Source organism: Streptomyces sp. NPDC006923 (genome assembly GCF_040635655.1).
GTDB lineage: Bacteria > Actinomycetota > Actinomycetes > Streptomycetales > Streptomycetaceae > Streptomyces.
Genome location: NZ_JBEYIF010000010.1, coordinates 252232 through 266985 on the forward strand (window position 1 = coordinate 252232; position 14754 = coordinate 266985).

The window sequence follows — 14754 nt, forward strand, 5'->3', positions numbered from 1 at the left end:
GGCGGTGGCTCAGGAACTGGCCATGTGCGGGTTGACCGGCCACGTCGGGCTGGGCCACACCGGCTGCTCCCGATGTCTGCCGCGCCACATCAGACGACGTCGACGACGACCTTGCCCGAAGCCTCGTGGTTGGCGACCGCGTTGTGGGCGTCCGGCGCGGTGTCGAGGGTGAAGTGCCGGGGGTCGAGAACGGGGCGGAGCTGACCGGCGTCGACCAGCGAAGCGGCCTCGCGCAGGATCTCGCCGTGCCGCTCGCGTCCGCGCCCCGTGAGCATCGGCGCGAGGGTGAAGATGCCCGAGTAGGTGGCTCCCCGGAAGGAGAGCGGCGCAAGGCTGTGTGTTCCCCAGCCGAGGGCACTGAGGACATGGCCGGTATAGGCGCGGACGGCTCCGAAGGAAGCGTCGAGTGTCGCCCCGCCGGCCGTGTCCAGGATGATGTCGAAACCCTCTCCGCCGGTGTGTTCGGCGACATACTCCTCCACCGGAGTGGCGCGGTCGACGGCGGTGCCGCCGAGGCGGACGACATCCGGAAGCCGCTGGGACGAAGCGGTCCCGAAGACTTCCGCCCCACGCGCCCGGGCGACCTGGACGGCGACGTGACCGATGCCTCCGGCAGCGCCGTGGATCAGTACCTTGTGCCCGGCACCGACACGCGCCCGGTCGACGAGTCCCTCCCATGCGGTGATCACCACAAGCGGAAGCGCGGCAGCCTCCCGCATGCTGAGGCTGCTGGGCTTGTGCGCGAGGAGCCGGGCGTCCGCGGCCACGTACGGGGCGAGTGTGCCCTGGAGGTCGCCCACGCCGCCGACCAGGCCGTAGACCTCGTCGCCGGGCGCGAAACCGGTGACGCCGGGACCCACTCCCTCGACGATGCCCGCGACGTCCATGCCCAGGATTGCCGGCAGACTCTTGGGGCGCCCCATGGAGGGACCACCCCGGCGGACCGCACTGGCCTTCAGCTTGATGTCGAGGGGGTTGACACCGCTGGCCATCACACGAACCAGCACCTGACCGGGTCCCGCGATCGGTTCCGGTACCTCCCCCACGACCAAAGGGCTTCCGAACTCTTCCAGCAAGACCGCACGCATGGCGGCACCTCTTTCCTGTGGTCGCTGTCGACCGCGCGCACAACCTGGGCCGTCTGCCGCACGGACACCCTGGGCTCCTGAGCGTCCCATTAATCGAACAGACTAGTTCGTTCGATTAAGCGCGGCAAGTCGTCCGAGGCCACTGCCGGGCCGCCCGGTCAGGAGCGGGCGGCCCGTGGAGGTGACGAAAGACCCCCCTTCCAGGGCTGTCGGCGGGCGGACAACGCTACTTCTCGACACGCCCTACGATGGGCCGATGGCATCGATCAAGCAGGTCCAAGTCACCTTCGACTGCGCGGAACCTGAACGCGTCGCTCGTTTCTGGTCCGAGGTGTTGGGGTACGTCGCGCCGCCGCCGGAGGGCTTTGACACGTGGGACGACTTCGATCGCGCTCTGCCCCAGGAGCGTCAGAGTCCAGCGTCCGCATCATGCGCTGATCCGTCAGGTGTGGGCCCGCGACTGTACTTCCAGCGTGTTCCCGAAGGGAAAGTCGTCAAGAATCGGGTGCATCTTGACGTGCGGGTCGGCACCGGGCTCGTGGGTGAAGAGCGCCTGGCCGCACTTGAGGCCGAATGCGCACGGTTGATCCCGCTCGGCGCGGTACGCGGGCGACTGCTGGTGGCCGATGGGGTCAACGAGTCGTGCCTCGGGATGCAGGACGTCGAGGGCAACGAGTTCTGCCTCGACTGAGTGGCCGCGCAGTGGTTCTCCGGCCGCGGAATACCGGCCGCGAACCGGCCCGCCGGCAAAGCACGGTCGCGGTTGGCGTCATGCCGCCGACACCTCGGACCCGTTGGTTCCGGCACTCGGCGGCTTGGCGTGCGTCCCGTCAGGACGAGGAGTTGCTCCGAGGTGACGTGTGTTCGGCGACAAGGCGCCGTACCGCGTCCTTGGCGTCGTCGACGACTGTCCGATCCTGCAGAAGCCTGCCGGACGCCAAGGTGCCGTCGATGAGCAGCCCGATATGGCGTGCCAGCGCGGCTGGTTCGCGCGCGCCGGCCGCTTCCGCGAGCGAGGTCAGCCACCTCTGGCGGCGTTGAGTGTGCTCGATGGTGATCGCGCGTGCTTCGGAATCCAGCGGAACCTCGACGGCCACGCTGACGAAGGGGCACCCGAAGAAGCCGTGCCGATCGAACGCGTCTGACAGGGCGTCGAAAAGCCCGACGAGCTGATCGGCGGGAGACTCACCGGCGCGTTCGGCAGCGGTGCGCAACTGCCCCGTCCACGACTCGTCCGTGCGGCGCAGATAGGCCGCGACGAGGGCGTCCTTTGTGCGAAAGTGCACGTACAGAGTCGACTTCGCGACGCCACACGCCGCGATGACCTGGTCCATGCTCACGCCACGGAGACCGTGTGTGTAGAACAGGTCCGAAGCCGTGCTGAGGATCCTCTCCACGGTGTTCGTCCGACGGGTCACTGTCATGAGGCCCATCCTAATCGAACGGACTAGTGCGTTCATCTTTCGTGTTGATCTCCACCTTCCTCTCTGGGGGAGTGGGGCTTGGACCGTGAGACGGAGACATTGGCAACAGGTGTGGATGGGGCCGTTGATGTCTACCGAGACTGCTCCCACGCGGTACGGGTGAGTTCGTACTCGACTTCACCGTGCTCGGAGCCCTTGATCGCCTCCGGCCAGTCCCCGGTGAAGTTCCGGACGAAGGACAGGCCCGATTTCTCCATGACGCGACGCGAGCGGGTGTTGACGGCCATGGTGTTTGCTGTGACCCGCTCGACGCCCAGTTCCGCGAACCCCTTGTGGACCAGGGCCCGGGATCCCTCGGTGGCATGGCCGCGCCCCCATGCCGCCCGGTTCAACCGGTAACCGAGTTCGACCACGGCGGGGCTGTGCTCCTCCAACGGCCGGAACTCGAACCAGCCCAGGAAGGTGCCGGTGGGCTTCTCCTGCGCGGCCCAGTAGCCTCGGGTCTTCCAGCATGGGTAGTCGTGCAGGAACTGCGGGAGCGTCCTGGTCTCGATCGAATCCCGACGTGTGGGGCGGCCACCGTTGATGAAGCGCATGACCTCGGGGTCGTTGTCCAGGGCGAGCAGGTGGTCGATATCGGCCGCCGTGAACGCGCGCAGGACGAGCCGGTCGGTCTCCAGAAAGTTGGCCATGCCGCGATCCTCACCGCGGGTTGACTGGGCCTGCCACCGATTTTCAGACGGGCGAGTTCGGTGAGGCGCTCGCCTTCCACGACCGGTATCTCTCCCGCAGGCAGGTTCCGCAGGGGCGGTAGCCGGCGGCCAGCGCGGTTGCCTCGTCCGCGAAGAACACCCGGTGGGTGACATAGCCGCCTCGCTCAATGGCGCGAAGCGCGCTCGGGCAGTCGAGGCGGCCGTAGACCCGGCCGCCACGGTGTCCACCGAACGTCCCTGGTTCGGTGCTCTCGTAGGAGCGCCCGTCGGCGCCGAGGAGTGTGTACGTGTTCACCCTCACGGCGCTGCCTGCTCCGCCCTGCCTGCTCGGCCCCTTCGCAGCGGCCGTGGGCACCGGCCCGCTGCCGGTCACGATCTGCTCACAACGGTGCTTGATCACACTCCGCAGACGAACCGGATTCGGCACACGTGAGATCCGGCTTTCAGGAGTGCCGGACCGACCCCTGTGGGGCGCGCTCCGCCGGACACAGCAGGACATGCTGTTCGAGTTATGGGCCGGCGCCGGATGTGGCGTTTCCTCGCGGTGGCCGGTTCGTTGAACGGGTGCACGGATGAACGGGGTTGGGGCGGGAGGGAGCGGTTGTGCGGGTGGAGGACGTCCATCATTTGTGTGGTGGCCCACGAGTGTGCCGGGACATCGGCCAGGACACGGACCATGCCGACCGGTTGTGGCGAACGCGGGGCGGCGTCCCGTACGACCCTCGGGAGGAGATCCGGTGAGGGGCGTCCTGCGGTTGTTTGTCATTGCCACGCGCTACGGCCTGATCGAGCATGCGCGCAATCGGTTTGCCATGCTGCTGGTGGCCCTCTTCATTCCCGCGTGGGTCTCCCTGGTCCGCCTGGCCATCTCTGATGACCCGGTGCGGTTCCGGCTGCAGGCGACCGGAGGCGTCCTGGTCGCCAACGGAAACCAGATCACTCAGATCACCGGCGCCCTGAACGCGGTCACGCTGATTGTCGGATTCATGATGTTCGCCGCCACCTTCAGCAGCGGGGCCTTCGACCGGCGGCTGTCCATGGCCGGGTATCACCGTGTCCCGCTGGGCCTGGCGAAGGTCGCCTGCCTGGCCCTGAGCGCGGCGGCCGTCGCCGTGTACGCCACCGTTGTCATCTGCCTCCAGTGGTCGCCACGGCAGCCGGTGCTGCTTGCCGCGGCGCTGTTCTGCGCCGCGACGACCTACGGCGCGCTGGGTGTCGCCCTCGGTACGCTGCTGCGCCGGGAGGTGGAGGGCATGTTCGCCATCGTCATGATCAGTGTCATCGATCTCGCCCTGCAGAACCCCATCGCCAGCACCGGCGCCAACGACGGCATTGTGCGGTGGCTGCCCTCCTACGGCGCGATGCAGGCCAGTGTCGCGGCCAGCTTTTCCGCCAGTACGCCCCTGGGATACTTCGCTGTGCAACTGGCCTGGTTCGCCGGGAGTGCCCTGGTCGGCCTGCTCGCCTTCCGTCGACGCACCCGGTCCGCTCTGCCGGGCGATACGCGGCTCCTCCGAAGGGTGCCCGGGCGCCGCGCGCCCGCGCGAGCGGGGGAGCGCTGAGGCGGTGTCCCGTACGGCTGCCGACACCGCCCGGGACACCGCCGCTGCCCGGCTCCGGGGCCTACGGGACGGAGTGGGCCGGGGCGGCCGGGGCGCAGATCTCGCGGCGCAGGCGCTCCAGATCCGGTCCCGGCGAAGTCGCGGTCACCCGATTGCGGTCGAGCCGTCGAAAGAGCGAAAGCCGGCTTGCCAGGCTCTCGTAGAACGACGCGATGTCCCTCCCGTGACTGGACAGGCCCGGGAGCATCCGCAGGATCGCGGGCGCGTGGGCTGCCACGGCATCGAGCTGAGCGCGCTGCTGTGCCACATGGCGCTCCACCCGTGCGACGCCTTCCTGGAGCGTGCATCCGGTCTCCCGGCGGACAGCCCTGATCAGGTTGTAGGGGACCCGGTCGGCCTCGTCCTGCTCCGGTGTGGCCAGATCGTTCTCGATGAGGGCCACCGAGAAGACGAGTTCCTCCAGGCGACGGGCCACAGGGTGGCTGCGCACCTTCGGCGGGATCTCCCGGTCCTGCCACACCTCGTAGAAGGCCAGGGCGATGTTGTGTCCGCTGGTCGCCATCCGTAGTGCCGGACAGTCGGCGGTGGAGGGCACAAAGCCACTGATGCGGTGGTGCGCCTCGCGCTCGGCGGCCGCACACCACTGTTCGAAGCTGTCGAGGAACCTTTCCCGCCAGTCGGTGGTCCTGCCCTCACACAGCCGCGGCCACAGCCGCGCCCACGCTGTCGGGATCGCGCCTCGCGGGCCCTGCGGGTCCTGGCGCAGCGTCGCCACCAGCGCGCGCCTGAGCGCGGTGACCGCCCGCGGGTCCGTCAGCCGCGGGTCCTCGAAGAGGTCGTCCCACAGCGCGCCCAGGGCGAGCAGACCGACGGCGGTCTCGGCCCGTTCGGGATCGGTCCGCGGCAGGGCGGTGGCCCGGAAGTGGAACACATCGGCGAGCCGGTGGTGTTCGAGTTCGGCCGGGTCGGCCGCGAGGCCGGAGTCCAGAAACCAGTTCCTGACCCAGTGCATGGTCCGGCGCGGCGACGCTTCCCGGCGCTTCAGGGAGGAGTTCTCCCCGGGCTGTCGGGGTACGGCCTGGCCGGGGGCGCGCCGGTCGAGGACGGCCCGGCCGTAGCCGGTCATCGCCCGGCGGATCCGTGGTGGGCAGGCCAGTGCGCCGAGTTGCCCCCCGGCCTGCTCCACCAGGCCGTCCACCACTGTCTGTGCTTCGTCCATGACACCGGTGGCGACCACCAGTTCGCGGACATGTGCCGCGTCCTCCGGTGTCATCCCTTCGCGCAGCAGGCGGCGCAGGCCGGCGTCCCGGGCGGCGGCCCGGATGACGGGAAGGGAGTAAATGCCCTGCGACAGGTCCGCGTTGACGGGTTTGCCCATCTCCTCGGCGGTCGAGGTGAGGTCCAGGATGTCGTCGCGCAATTGGTAGGCGAGCCCGATGTACCGGCCGAACCCGGCCAGCGCCTCCTCCTGCTCCGGGCCCCGGCCGGACTGCATCGCCCCGACCCGGCAGGCCAGCGACATCAGACCTGCCGTCTTGCCGTCGATCGAGTCCAGGTAGGACTGCTCGCTGCGGGAGGCCATGTAGCGGTCGGCGGTCTCGGTCACCATGGCCATGCACATCAGCTCGCACGTGCTGGTACCCGCGAGAGCCTCGCGCCCGCCCAACTCGGCCATCATGCGCAGGCCGGCGGCCGTGACGCAGTCTCCCGCCAGCACGGCGAGGGGCGTGCCCCACACCGCGTTGGCGCTGGCCCGGCCCCGGCGCTCGGGGGAGTGGCCGATGACGTCGTCGTGGTAGAGGGAGCCCTGATGCACCAGCTCGACGGCCGCCGCGGCGCGCACCGCCCGGTCGTCGGCCGGCTCGGTGGGATCGGTGAGCACGTAGTACGACAGCAGGGTCAGGGTGGGACGGACCAGGCGGCGAGATGTGTCCGACTCGTCGCCGGTCAGTGCTGCCAGTTCGGGCCGGCCCGGTATCCGTACGGGGCCAAGAAGATCGCGAACTCGGTCCAGATCAGCGGCCAGACAAGGGAAGGCGGTGGGATCGATACCGTATGACACGTGTGCGCTCCTGCACTCGGCGGCCCCAGGTGGGGCGGACGCCGCCCCACCTCTTGCGGCCATTAACAGAGACACGGCCGGAGTCACGCGGGCGGAGTCTCTAAAAATCCCCTGATCGTATGAACGGATCGTCGTCAGGTTCACCGTTGCCGTTCCGCGTCACGCAAGAAGCGTGCCGCGCCGCTGCCCGTAGCTGGGACCGCAAAAAAACGGGGGCGGCGACCGGCGTGTCCGCGTACCGTGCTCCCGTGCCCGAACCCGCACTTGACCTCCTGCGCCCCGATCACGCTCCCGCTGTGCTCGCGTTCGAGCGGGAGAACCGGGCGTACTTCTCCGCGTCCATTTCGGACCGTGGCGACGACTACTTCAGTGGCTTCGACGCCCGGCACGCCGAGTTGCTCGCCGAACAGGGCGCCGGGCTGTGCTTCTTCCACGTTCTGGTGGACGGCGACGGCGCGGTGCTCGGCCGGATCAACCTTGTCGACGTGGCGGACCGTACCGCCGAACTCGGCTACCGGATCGCGGAGAAGGCCGCCCGCCGGGGCCTGGCTACCCGGGCCGTGCTCCGGATCTGTGCGCTCGCCTCCGAGCGGTACGGTCTCACCACGCTGAGGGCCGTGACCACCCTCGACAACGCGGGCTCGCGCACGGTTCTGGCCCGGACCGGGTTCGTACCGACCGGCGAGACCGTGATCGGCGGCCGTCCGGGTACGCGCTATCTGCGGCACCTGGACCGGGACCCGGCGGCGCTGGACACCTGACCCGGTCCTTCCGCGCCAACGTCCGGGGACGGCTTTCCAGGTGCTTGCCGTCGCGACCCAAGGGCTGTCCCGCCCCGTCGCGCCGTGGCGCTGGTTCGGCCGGCGACCTCTGCGGCCGGGCCGGTAGCCGGGGTCCGGGACGAACTTTCCAGCCAGTCGGGTGCGGCGATCCACTGTCGGTGAGTCGTCCGGGCTGTCAGCATCGTAGACTTGCAGAGTTATGCAATTTGCCAGTTCAGGATCTGGGTGGGGGTTGTGGTGTGGCCGGGTTCGCGGAGATGACCGGCGGCGGCAGACAGGAGGCCCGGATGTACGAGATCACCTATCTGGACGCCGGCAGCGAGTCCCTCACACATGTGGGAGACGTCCACGAGGTCCGCGATGTCCTGGAACGGGCGGGCCGTGATGGGGTGAAGGTCCGCGTCCGCCCGTATGTCCGCCCGGACGGCGGGCACGAGTCCGCCGGAGCCGGGAGAGCGGAACCGCAGCCCTGACCCGGAAGGCAGCCGCAGCGGTGGCGGGCCGTCCGGGCGGGGCTTTCGCGGCGCGCCCTACCGTGGGCCGGTGGCGCGCAGGTCGGCCAGGAGCTCCGCCTGGCCTTCGAGGACGCCGGAGAGGATGCCGCGGGCGACACTCAGCAGTTCGGCGATGCGTGGGCTGGTGAGCCGGTAATAGACGGTGGAGCCTTCGCGGCGGGTGACGACGAGGTTGGCGCGGCGGAGGACCGCGAGCTGCTGGGAGAGGCTGGCGGCTTCGACGCCGACCTCGGGCAGCATCTCGGCGACCGCGTGCTCGCGCAGGCTGAGCAGCTCCAGGACACGGATGCGGACCGGATGGCCGAGGTTTTTGAAGAACTCGGCCTTCAACTGGTAGAGCGGCTCGCTCACCTGGGTGTTCCCGGCATCGGCCGGGTCGCCTGGCATCCCGGCCGCTTTGCCCGCGCGTGTACCTGGCACTTTGTCCACCCAATGCTTCTCGCCGAGGGGCCCTGTGTGCCCCCGTCCACCATCTGCGACCTCCACAATTGCAGATTCTTGCAACTTCCGGGCCATCGTGGTCCGGTTTGGGACGCCTGGCTCGTGTGAAGGCCGTGCCCCCGCACGGGCCGGTGCCGCTGATCCCGGCCGAGCTGGTCACCGGCGGTGTCCGGCACGTCGCGTCGTTCACGCCGACGATCACGGTCATCTGTGGGTGGTGCGGGCCGGGGCGGTCATCGCGGTGCCTTCGGGACGGGGTGGGGCGGGTGCCGGACGGGCAGCAGTCCGGCCTGTTCCAGGTAGGCGCGGGCTCCGGCGATGGCTTCCGGAGTGGTGGAGTACTCCCGGCCCTCGTGCTGGAGGAGTTCGAGGGCGCCGACGGAGTCCAGGGCCTGGCGCTGGGTGGGGCGGATGCCGGAGGTCATCACGGCGATGCCGCGCCGGTGCAGTTTCTCCACCGCGTCCTTCAGCACGAGGGCGCCGGTCGCGTCCATGGTGGTGACCCTCGACATGCGCAGGATGACCACGCGCACGTCGGACACCTCGGAGAGCACGAGGAGGAAGCGGTGGGCGTCGGCGAAGAACAGAGGTCCGTCGATCCGGTACGCCACGATGTGTTCGGCCAGCAGCGCGTGCTCCTCCGCACTGTGTTCGCCCGCCAGGTCCGGACGGAAGTCGACCTGGTCCAGGCCGGCTTGGGCGGCCACGGCGCGCAGAGCGAGGGCGTGGGCCACGACGAGGCCGATGATCACGGCGTAGACGAGGTCGAGAGCGAGCGTCGCGACGGCGGTCAGCACGAGGACGACGGCGTCCGACCGGGTGGCCTTGGCCATCGCGCGCAGGGAGCCGACTTCGACCATACGGATCGCGGTCGCCAGCAGGACACCGGCGAGCGCCGCCAGAGGGATCTTCGAGACAAGCGGGGCGGCGGCGAAGACGATCACGGCGAGAACGGCGGCGTGGGTGAGGGCCGCGAGGCGGGAGGACGCTCCGGTGCGGACATTGACCGCGGTACGGGCGATCGCCGCCGTGGCCGGGACACCGCCGAAGAGCGGGGCGGCCAGGTTCGCGATGCCCTGCCCGAACAACTCCCTGTCGGGATCGTGTTTCTGACTTACGGTCATACCGTCCGCGACCGTCGCCGACAGGAGCGATTCCAGCGCCGCCAGCGCGGCCACCGCCACCGCCGGGGCGATCAGCGGGCCCAGCGCGGACGGATCGAGGAAAGCGAGGGAGGGCGCCGGCAGCCCGGAGGGCAGATCCCCGATCGGAACCGCCGCGTCCAGACGGAAGACCTGCGCGGCGAGGGTGGCCGCGACGACGGCGACGATCGAGAACGGGACCGCCGGCCGCCGGCGGGCTCCGAGCAGCATGACCGCCGCCACACCGGCGGAGAGCCCGACCGCGGTCCAGTTCGGCTCCGCGAAGAACTCCGCCACGGCCCGCCAGGCCACCACCACGACCCTCTCGCCGTCGGGCTTCGCCACCCCGAGAGCGCTGGGCATCTGCTGGAGGCCGATCACGCAGGCGATCCCGAGGGTGAAGCCCTCCACCACCGGCGCGGGCACGTACCGCATGTACTGACCGGCACGCAGCAGAGCCAGTGTGATCAGCAGAACGCCGGCCATCAGACCGACGGTCAGGACGCCGCCGGGCCCGTACTCGGCGACGATCGGCACCAGGACCACGGTCATCGCGCCGGTCGGTCCCGACACCTGGAGGTTCGAGCCGCCGAAGAGAGCCGCGAGCGTCCCGGCGACCACGGCGGTGGCCAGCCCGGCCTCGGCGCCGAGCCCGGAGGACACACCGAACCCGAGGGCCAGCGGCAGGGCCACGATCGCGACGGTCAGTCCGGCGAGCAGGTCCCGGCGGGGAGCGCGCGCCATGAGGGCGAAGTCGGCGCGGGCGGGCAGCAGAGCGCGGCCCCGGCCGGCCAACGCGAGCAGCAGCGTGTTCACCGTGCGGGGACCTCGCCGTCGCGTGGCTCCAGCGGTTCCGTCCGCCCGGCCCGTACCGCGGTGTGGATCCGCCGGGCCGCGAGGTGCTCCCGTACGAGCGCAGGCCCGCCCCGCACCGGCTCCTGTACGCGTACGCGGATCGCGTGTCCGAGCACGCGGAAGGACTCGGCTCTGGCCCGACGCGGCGGAACCGGCATGTCCGGCCACCCTTCTGATCACTCAGCTCTGATCACTCAGTCGCGGGGAAACAACGGGGGCTGTGCCCGCGGCTACCTGCGGGCACAGCCAGCTAAGAATGTATGTAATTGCAGATTTTTGCAATTCGTGAAGCCGTCGGGCCGGTCGTGGGGTCCGGGGTGTGTGTCCTCTCCGGCGGCTATGGGCCCCGTCGGCTCCGGGGCCCGGCCCCGGCTACGTGAGGCGGGCGGCGAGCTCTTCGAGATCGGTTACGAACCACACGTGCCGGCCCCGGTTCGATTCGCGGACAAGATCGGGGAGCGCCGTGCCGGTCCTCAGGCGGGTCGTGATGTCTCCGACGACCACCAGGCGCAGCCGGTAGTTCACGAACTTCTGCGTAATCGCCCCGGCGAGCCCGGTGCTGAGGTCGAAGAAGCTGTTGTCGAGGCGGCCCACCGGGACGGCGACCACCTCCGCGTGCTGGAAGGCCGCGCCGATCAGATGGTCGAGCGCGTCCTGCGCCGTGGCGATCGGCGGGCCGCTCGCGTCGCAGACGAGCACCGGTACGCCGTGGTATTCCGCGAGGAGGTCAGGCATGGTGTGCCTCCTGCTCGCCCTGGGACAGGAACATGTTGTTTCCGGGTCCGAGTGCGCCGTCGATCAGGTGCAGTACATCGCTGGTGGCAGCGGCATTGCCGAGGATCACGATCTTCATCCGGGTGCGCTCCTTGTCGTAGACCGTCTGGATGCGCAGCGGATCCGGAGTGTCCCGCCCGGACTGGGCGCCGGCCGTGACAAGGGTGCTCAGCCTGCTTGCCGCGTCGGGGCCGATCGCGTCGATCTGCACGATGCTCGACACCTCCACGTGCCCGCGCGCAGCGGCGGTCGCCGGGCCGGCCTCCGGGGTCCCTGGGCCGGTCAGGGCCTCGAAGTCCGCCCGGCTGATCCGGTACTGCTTGCCGATCCGGACGGCCTTGAGCCGGCCGTCGCGGACATAGTTCCGGACCGTCCGCACATGCAGTCCCAGCCGTTCGGCAACCTCGCCGACCGAGTACAGCTCGCGTTCACTGTTCTCCATGTGTCCGTATGCTACCTCAAACAAACTTGAACAAAGGACGATAGGGAATGTTGAGGAAGGATGGACCTCTGTGCTCGTGGGGCTTCTTCAGTCCTCGCCCACCACGCTCAGGTCGTCGCCCAGCGCGGCGGCTATCTCGGCGGCACGGGAGTGGTCCGCCAGCCGGCGTGTCAGATAGGCGGCGGCGTGGTGGTGCTTGAGCGACCACCAGGCGGCCGAACCGCCGATCCCGCCCTTGGCGATCTTGCTTCGGTCGCGTAAGAAACCCAGCGTCCAGGTGAGCCTGGTGCCGAAGACCTCGTCATGGCCGGTCACTTGAGCGGTGAGGAACTCGGTGTGCAACTCGGGACCGAGCAGGTGCCGCACCGGGCCGTCCGGACTGTTGAGGCAGGCGAAGAAGCCCGCCATGGCGCTTGCGGTCGTGTGCAGATTGGCCGCTCCGAAGACCGCCTGCCGCCAGGGCCGGGAGTTCGTCCGCTCGATGTCCAGGGCGCCGGCGGGAATCCCCAGCCAGGGCGCCGCGGGGAGTCGGCTCGGCCAGTCCCGCTCGGCGTACTCCAGGTCCGCGACGCGATGCAGGGCGTTCGCCGGCAGGCCGAACCAGGCGTCCAGGTCCAGCGCGGGCCGCACGACGTCATTGAACATCTCGCCCAGCGTGGTGCCCGCTCCGGCGCGGAGCAGGCCGTCGATCAGATGGCCGTAGGTCAGGGCGTGTTCTCCGAGGCCCGTCCCTGGGGCATACTCCGGCGCCGCCTCCGCGAGACTCGCCCGCAGTCCGGCGTCATCCAGCAGGTCAAGGCGGGCGGCCTCGGCCGGGAAGCGGGGCTGGCCCGCCTGATGCGTCAGTATGTGACGCAGTGTGGTGTGTTCCTTGCCCCGGACGCCGTACGCGCGCCAGTGGGTCGCGACCGGTTCGTCCAGTGCCAGCGCGCCGTCGCGGACCGCCACCAGGGCGGTGAGCGCGGCAAACGGCTTTGACAGCGAGTAGGGCTGGACCAGAGTGTCCCCGAGCCATGGGCGGCGCCGCTCGGCATCGGCCCAACCCGCGCTCAGCCGGACGACCTCCCGGCCGCCCCGCCAGACGGAAAGTCCCGCCCCCGTTTCCCGGCCGTCGTCCAGCAGGCGCTGGAAAAGCTGGCGCACCTCTTCGTATCCGGCTGCGGAAAACCCCTCGACCATCACCACGTACGTCTCCCTCGTCCCGCAGCGCGGAGCGCTGCGGCCTGGACCGGCCGGACCGCGGACCCCCCGGGCGCATACGCCCAGGGGGTATTGACCCGCTCTGAGAAAATACCGGGGAGGGGTATCCTTGGCAATCCGTCGTCGGGTGCTCGGGCCCGGGGCGGTGACCGGTCGGGTTCCGGCTCCGTGAGTGTTCCGGCGAGAGGTGCGTCGGTGTGACGCCGTCGGTGCTCCGTTCACACGGAAAGGGGAACGCCGAGGCCGCCGCCGGCAGTACATCACCGACGGCGGCGTCCGGCGCACAAAAGGGTCGTGCGGCGGATCAGTGTGTCAGCGTGCGACGCCCGTGCGCGACGCGGAGGGCTCGGCGACCTCTGAACGGGCGGTCGTGTCACCGTCCTTCGTCACACGGGTCGCCGAGAGCGCGCCGCAGTTCGAAGCGTAGGTCCAGGTCTCCTGGTTGCCGATGCCACCGGCCCAGTCGACGCACAGGCCCCGCCCGTAGGCGTAGACCGGTCCCGCGTACGAGTAGTAGTAGTCCCCGTCGTACTGTGCCTCGCCGGTCGCGGACACCGACACGTAGGAGAACATGTACACCGGCGCTCCGCTGGTCTTGCGGATCGTCACCACACAGTTCTGGCCGTTGCGGGAGTTGTAGGTCAGGTACACGGTGCCCTGCTTGCCGATGTCGGCCGAGTTCACCACCGAATACCCGCTCCCACAGGCGCCGTTGTACGCGGCCTGAGCCGACGCCGCAGCCGGGGCGGCGGCGGCGGGCTGGGCCAGGACGGTGGCAGAGCTCGCCGCGGCGAGTGTGGCCAAGGCCGCCACCGCTGCCGCGCGACGTGATTTCCGCATGTCTTTCCCCCAGTTCTTTGTGGATGCCTCTGCATCTCGTCCAGTCAGACCCATGGATCACGCACACCGTTGTACGGAACGACGTCCCCTACTTATCGCCCCCTGCCGGGGCGGCGGCGCCCAGGGAACAATCGGGGCCGACGGCCCCGCGGAGGTGGCCGTGCCCGGTGTGTGTGCGGGCGGCGAGTCCCGTGTGGTGAGGCCGCCGGGGCGGGGTGTCGGCCGGAGCCGCCTCCGGGGACCTCGACGATGCCGGCGGCGATGGGCAGGCCCGAGGCGTGTCCCCACCTGCCGTCCGGCGTCGGGCCTGCGGCCCCGGCCGCGGAGGTTCACCGCGAGCGGGCGCGGCGGCACACCATTTCCGGTGACGGGGGCGGGGCGGTTCTTGGGGGCGGTCCGGCCGGGCTTCGGTATTCAGCCCCTGGCGTCGGCGTCAAAGGCCGAGGCTGCCGCCTCGGCGATGCTCTGGTCCTGCTCGACGGTGCCTCCGCTGACGCCCACCGCGCCGACCACTTTGCCGTTCCGCAGCAGTGGGATGCCGCCCGGGAAGATCACAATGCGGCCCTGGTTGGAGGTGTTGATTCCGAAAACAGGTCCTCCGGACGCGGCGTTCACCGCGAGTTCCTTGGTGCTGACATCCAGGGCGCGCGCGGTGAAGGCCTTGCCGATCGCCACGTCGATGCTGCCGATCCAGGCTTCGTCCATCCGGACATGGAGCACCAGATTGCCACCGTGGTCCACCACGGCGATATTGCAGGGCTGTCCGAGCTCCTGGGCCTTCTTCTCCCCGGCGTCGATCACCTTGCGCGCGTCAGCGAGGGACACGGTCTCGAAGCTGATCATGCTCGGTACCTCCTGAGCGCCGCTCCGGGAAGTCGGCCCGGCACGGGATCCCTCCCGCGGGAGAGCATCCC

Annotated in this window: 17 protein-coding genes; 4 read left to right on the top strand and 13 right to left on the bottom strand. The window is 69.9% G+C overall.

Annotated elements, in window-relative coordinates:
• Nucleotides 1-89: 89 nt before the first annotated feature.
• A complete protein-coding gene (locus ABZ707_RS21855) occupies nucleotides 90-1088 on the bottom strand; it encodes a zinc-dependent alcohol dehydrogenase family protein (RefSeq protein ID WP_360177301.1) in 999 nt (332 codons plus the stop codon).
• 256 nt (nucleotides 1089-1344) lie between these two features.
• On the opposite strand from ABZ707_RS21855, the gene ABZ707_RS21860 reads away from it, so the two are divergent.
• Nucleotides 1345-1779 (top strand): VOC family protein, encoded by a 435-nt coding sequence (locus tag ABZ707_RS21860; protein ID WP_360177304.1) that lies wholly within the window; start codon nucleotides 1345-1347, stop codon nucleotides 1777-1779.
• Nucleotides 1780-1918: 139 nt separating this feature from the next.
• On the opposite strand, the gene ABZ707_RS21865 is transcribed toward ABZ707_RS21860, so the two are convergent.
• The 3 genes from ABZ707_RS21865 to ABZ707_RS21875 form a co-directional block, all read right to left on the bottom strand.
• Nucleotides 1919-2512, bottom strand: coding sequence for a TetR/AcrR family transcriptional regulator (locus ABZ707_RS21865; protein WP_360177307.1), 594 nt, complete (start codon nucleotides 2510-2512; stop codon nucleotides 1919-1921).
• A gap of 131 nt (nucleotides 2513-2643) precedes the next feature.
• Nucleotides 2644-3204, bottom strand: a complete 561-nt coding sequence (locus ABZ707_RS21870) for a GNAT family N-acetyltransferase (RefSeq protein WP_360177310.1) — start codon at nucleotides 3202-3204, stop codon at nucleotides 2644-2646.
• A gap of 43 nt (nucleotides 3205-3247) precedes the next feature.
• The gene (locus ABZ707_RS21875; RefSeq protein ID WP_360177313.1) at nucleotides 3248-3526 is read right to left on the bottom strand and encodes an Ada metal-binding domain-containing protein; all 279 of its coding nucleotides are present in this window, start codon (nucleotides 3524-3526) and stop codon (nucleotides 3248-3250) included.
• Nucleotides 3527-3962: 436 nt separating this feature from the next.
• Between ABZ707_RS21875 and ABZ707_RS21880 the strand changes: the two genes are divergently transcribed.
• Nucleotides 3963-4787 (top strand): ABC transporter permease, encoded by an 825-nt coding sequence (locus tag ABZ707_RS21880; RefSeq protein WP_360177316.1) that lies wholly within the window; start codon nucleotides 3963-3965, stop codon nucleotides 4785-4787.
• A 61-nt stretch (nucleotides 4788-4848) separates the two neighbouring features.
• Here the strand turns inward: ABZ707_RS21880 and ABZ707_RS21885 are convergent, their stop codons facing one another.
• The gene (locus ABZ707_RS21885; protein WP_360177319.1) at nucleotides 4849-6849 is read right to left on the bottom strand and encodes a polyprenyl synthetase family protein; all 2001 of its coding nucleotides are present in this window, start codon (nucleotides 6847-6849) and stop codon (nucleotides 4849-4851) included.
• 248 nt (nucleotides 6850-7097) lie between these two features.
• Here ABZ707_RS21885 and ABZ707_RS21890 point away from each other — a divergent pair, with 248 nt between their 5' ends.
• Nucleotides 7098-7610: a GNAT family N-acetyltransferase gene (locus ABZ707_RS21890; RefSeq protein WP_360177322.1), complete on the top strand. Its 513-nt coding sequence runs from the start codon at nucleotides 7098-7100 to the stop codon at nucleotides 7608-7610.
• A gap of 260 nt (nucleotides 7611-7870) precedes the next feature.
• Nucleotides 7871-8104, top strand: coding sequence for a hypothetical protein (locus ABZ707_RS21895; protein ID WP_360177325.1), 234 nt, complete (start codon nucleotides 7871-7873; stop codon nucleotides 8102-8104).
• 57 nt (nucleotides 8105-8161) lie between these two features.
• Here ABZ707_RS21895 and ABZ707_RS21900 read toward each other — a convergent pair whose 3' ends face one another.
• The 8 genes from ABZ707_RS21900 to ABZ707_RS21935 all read right to left on the bottom strand — a co-directional run bounded on the left by ABZ707_RS21900 (nucleotide 8162) and on the right by ABZ707_RS21935 (nucleotide 14683).
• A complete protein-coding gene (locus ABZ707_RS21900; protein WP_360177471.1) occupies nucleotides 8162-8497 on the bottom strand; it encodes a metalloregulator ArsR/SmtB family transcription factor in 336 nt (111 codons plus the stop codon).
• 323 nt (nucleotides 8498-8820) lie between these two features.
• On the bottom strand, nucleotides 8821-10473 hold the full coding sequence (locus ABZ707_RS21905) for a SulP family inorganic anion transporter (RefSeq protein ID WP_360177474.1): 1653 nt from the start codon (nucleotides 10471-10473) through the stop codon (nucleotides 8821-8823).
• Between the two features lie 68 nt (nucleotides 10474-10541).
• Nucleotides 10542-10742: a hypothetical protein gene (locus ABZ707_RS21910; protein ID WP_360177328.1), complete on the bottom strand. Its 201-nt coding sequence runs from the start codon at nucleotides 10740-10742 to the stop codon at nucleotides 10542-10544.
• A 214-nt stretch (nucleotides 10743-10956) separates the two neighbouring features.
• Nucleotides 10957-11319 carry a DUF4180 domain-containing protein gene (locus tag ABZ707_RS21915; protein WP_360177331.1) on the bottom strand — a complete coding sequence of 121 codons (363 nt, stop codon included), beginning with the start codon at nucleotides 11317-11319 and terminating at the stop codon, nucleotides 10957-10959.
• Nucleotides 11312-11800, bottom strand: a complete 489-nt coding sequence (locus tag ABZ707_RS21920; RefSeq protein WP_360177334.1) for a helix-turn-helix domain-containing protein — start codon at nucleotides 11798-11800, stop codon at nucleotides 11312-11314. Before ABZ707_RS21920 ends, ABZ707_RS21915 begins: the two co-directional genes overlap by 8 nt.
• An 87-nt stretch (nucleotides 11801-11887) precedes the next feature.
• Entirely contained in the window at nucleotides 11888-12979 is a 1092-nt protein-coding gene (locus ABZ707_RS21925; protein WP_360177477.1) for a serine hydrolase domain-containing protein, read from the bottom strand.
• Between the two features lie 333 nt (nucleotides 12980-13312).
• On the bottom strand, nucleotides 13313-13813 hold the full coding sequence (locus tag ABZ707_RS21930) for a spore-associated protein A (RefSeq protein WP_360177480.1): 501 nt from the start codon (nucleotides 13811-13813) through the stop codon (nucleotides 13313-13315).
• 441 nt (nucleotides 13814-14254) lie between these two features.
• Entirely contained in the window at nucleotides 14255-14683 is a 429-nt protein-coding gene (locus ABZ707_RS21935; protein ID WP_360177337.1) for a heme-binding protein, read from the bottom strand.
• Nucleotides 14684-14754 lie beyond the last annotated feature (71 nt).

Excerpts from the sequence above, each read along its gene's own strand:
- ABZ707_RS21855 (WP_360177301.1), bottom strand. The coding sequence starts at position 1,088 with ATGCGTGCGGTCTTGCTGGAAGAGTTCGGAAGCCCTTTGGTCGTGGGG.
- ABZ707_RS21860 (WP_360177304.1), top strand. The coding sequence starts at position 1,345 with ATGGCATCGATCAAGCAGGTCCAAGTCACCTTCGACTGCGCGGAACCT.
- ABZ707_RS21865 (WP_360177307.1), bottom strand. The coding sequence starts at position 2,512 with ATGACAGTGACCCGTCGGACGAACACCGTGGAGAGGATCCTCAGCACG.
- ABZ707_RS21870 (WP_360177310.1), bottom strand. The coding sequence starts at position 3,204 with ATGGCCAACTTTCTGGAGACCGACCGGCTCGTCCTGCGCGCGTTCACG.
- ABZ707_RS21905 (WP_360177474.1), bottom strand. The coding sequence starts at position 10,473 with ATGGCGCGCGCTCCCCGCCGGGACCTGCTCGCCGGACTGACCGTCGCG.
- ABZ707_RS21910 (WP_360177328.1), bottom strand. The coding sequence starts at position 10,742 with ATGCCGGTTCCGCCGCGTCGGGCCAGAGCCGAGTCCTTCCGCGTGCTC.
- ABZ707_RS21915 (WP_360177331.1), bottom strand. The coding sequence starts at position 11,319 with ATGCCTGACCTCCTCGCGGAATACCACGGCGTACCGGTGCTCGTCTGC.
- ABZ707_RS21920 (WP_360177334.1), bottom strand. The coding sequence starts at position 11,800 with ATGGAGAACAGTGAACGCGAGCTGTACTCGGTCGGCGAGGTTGCCGAA.
- ABZ707_RS21925 (WP_360177477.1), bottom strand. The coding sequence starts at position 12,979 with ATGGTCGAGGGGTTTTCCGCAGCCGGATACGAAGAGGTGCGCCAGCTT.
- ABZ707_RS21935 (WP_360177337.1), bottom strand. The coding sequence starts at position 14,683 with ATGATCAGCTTCGAGACCGTGTCCCTCGCTGACGCGCGCAAGGTGATC.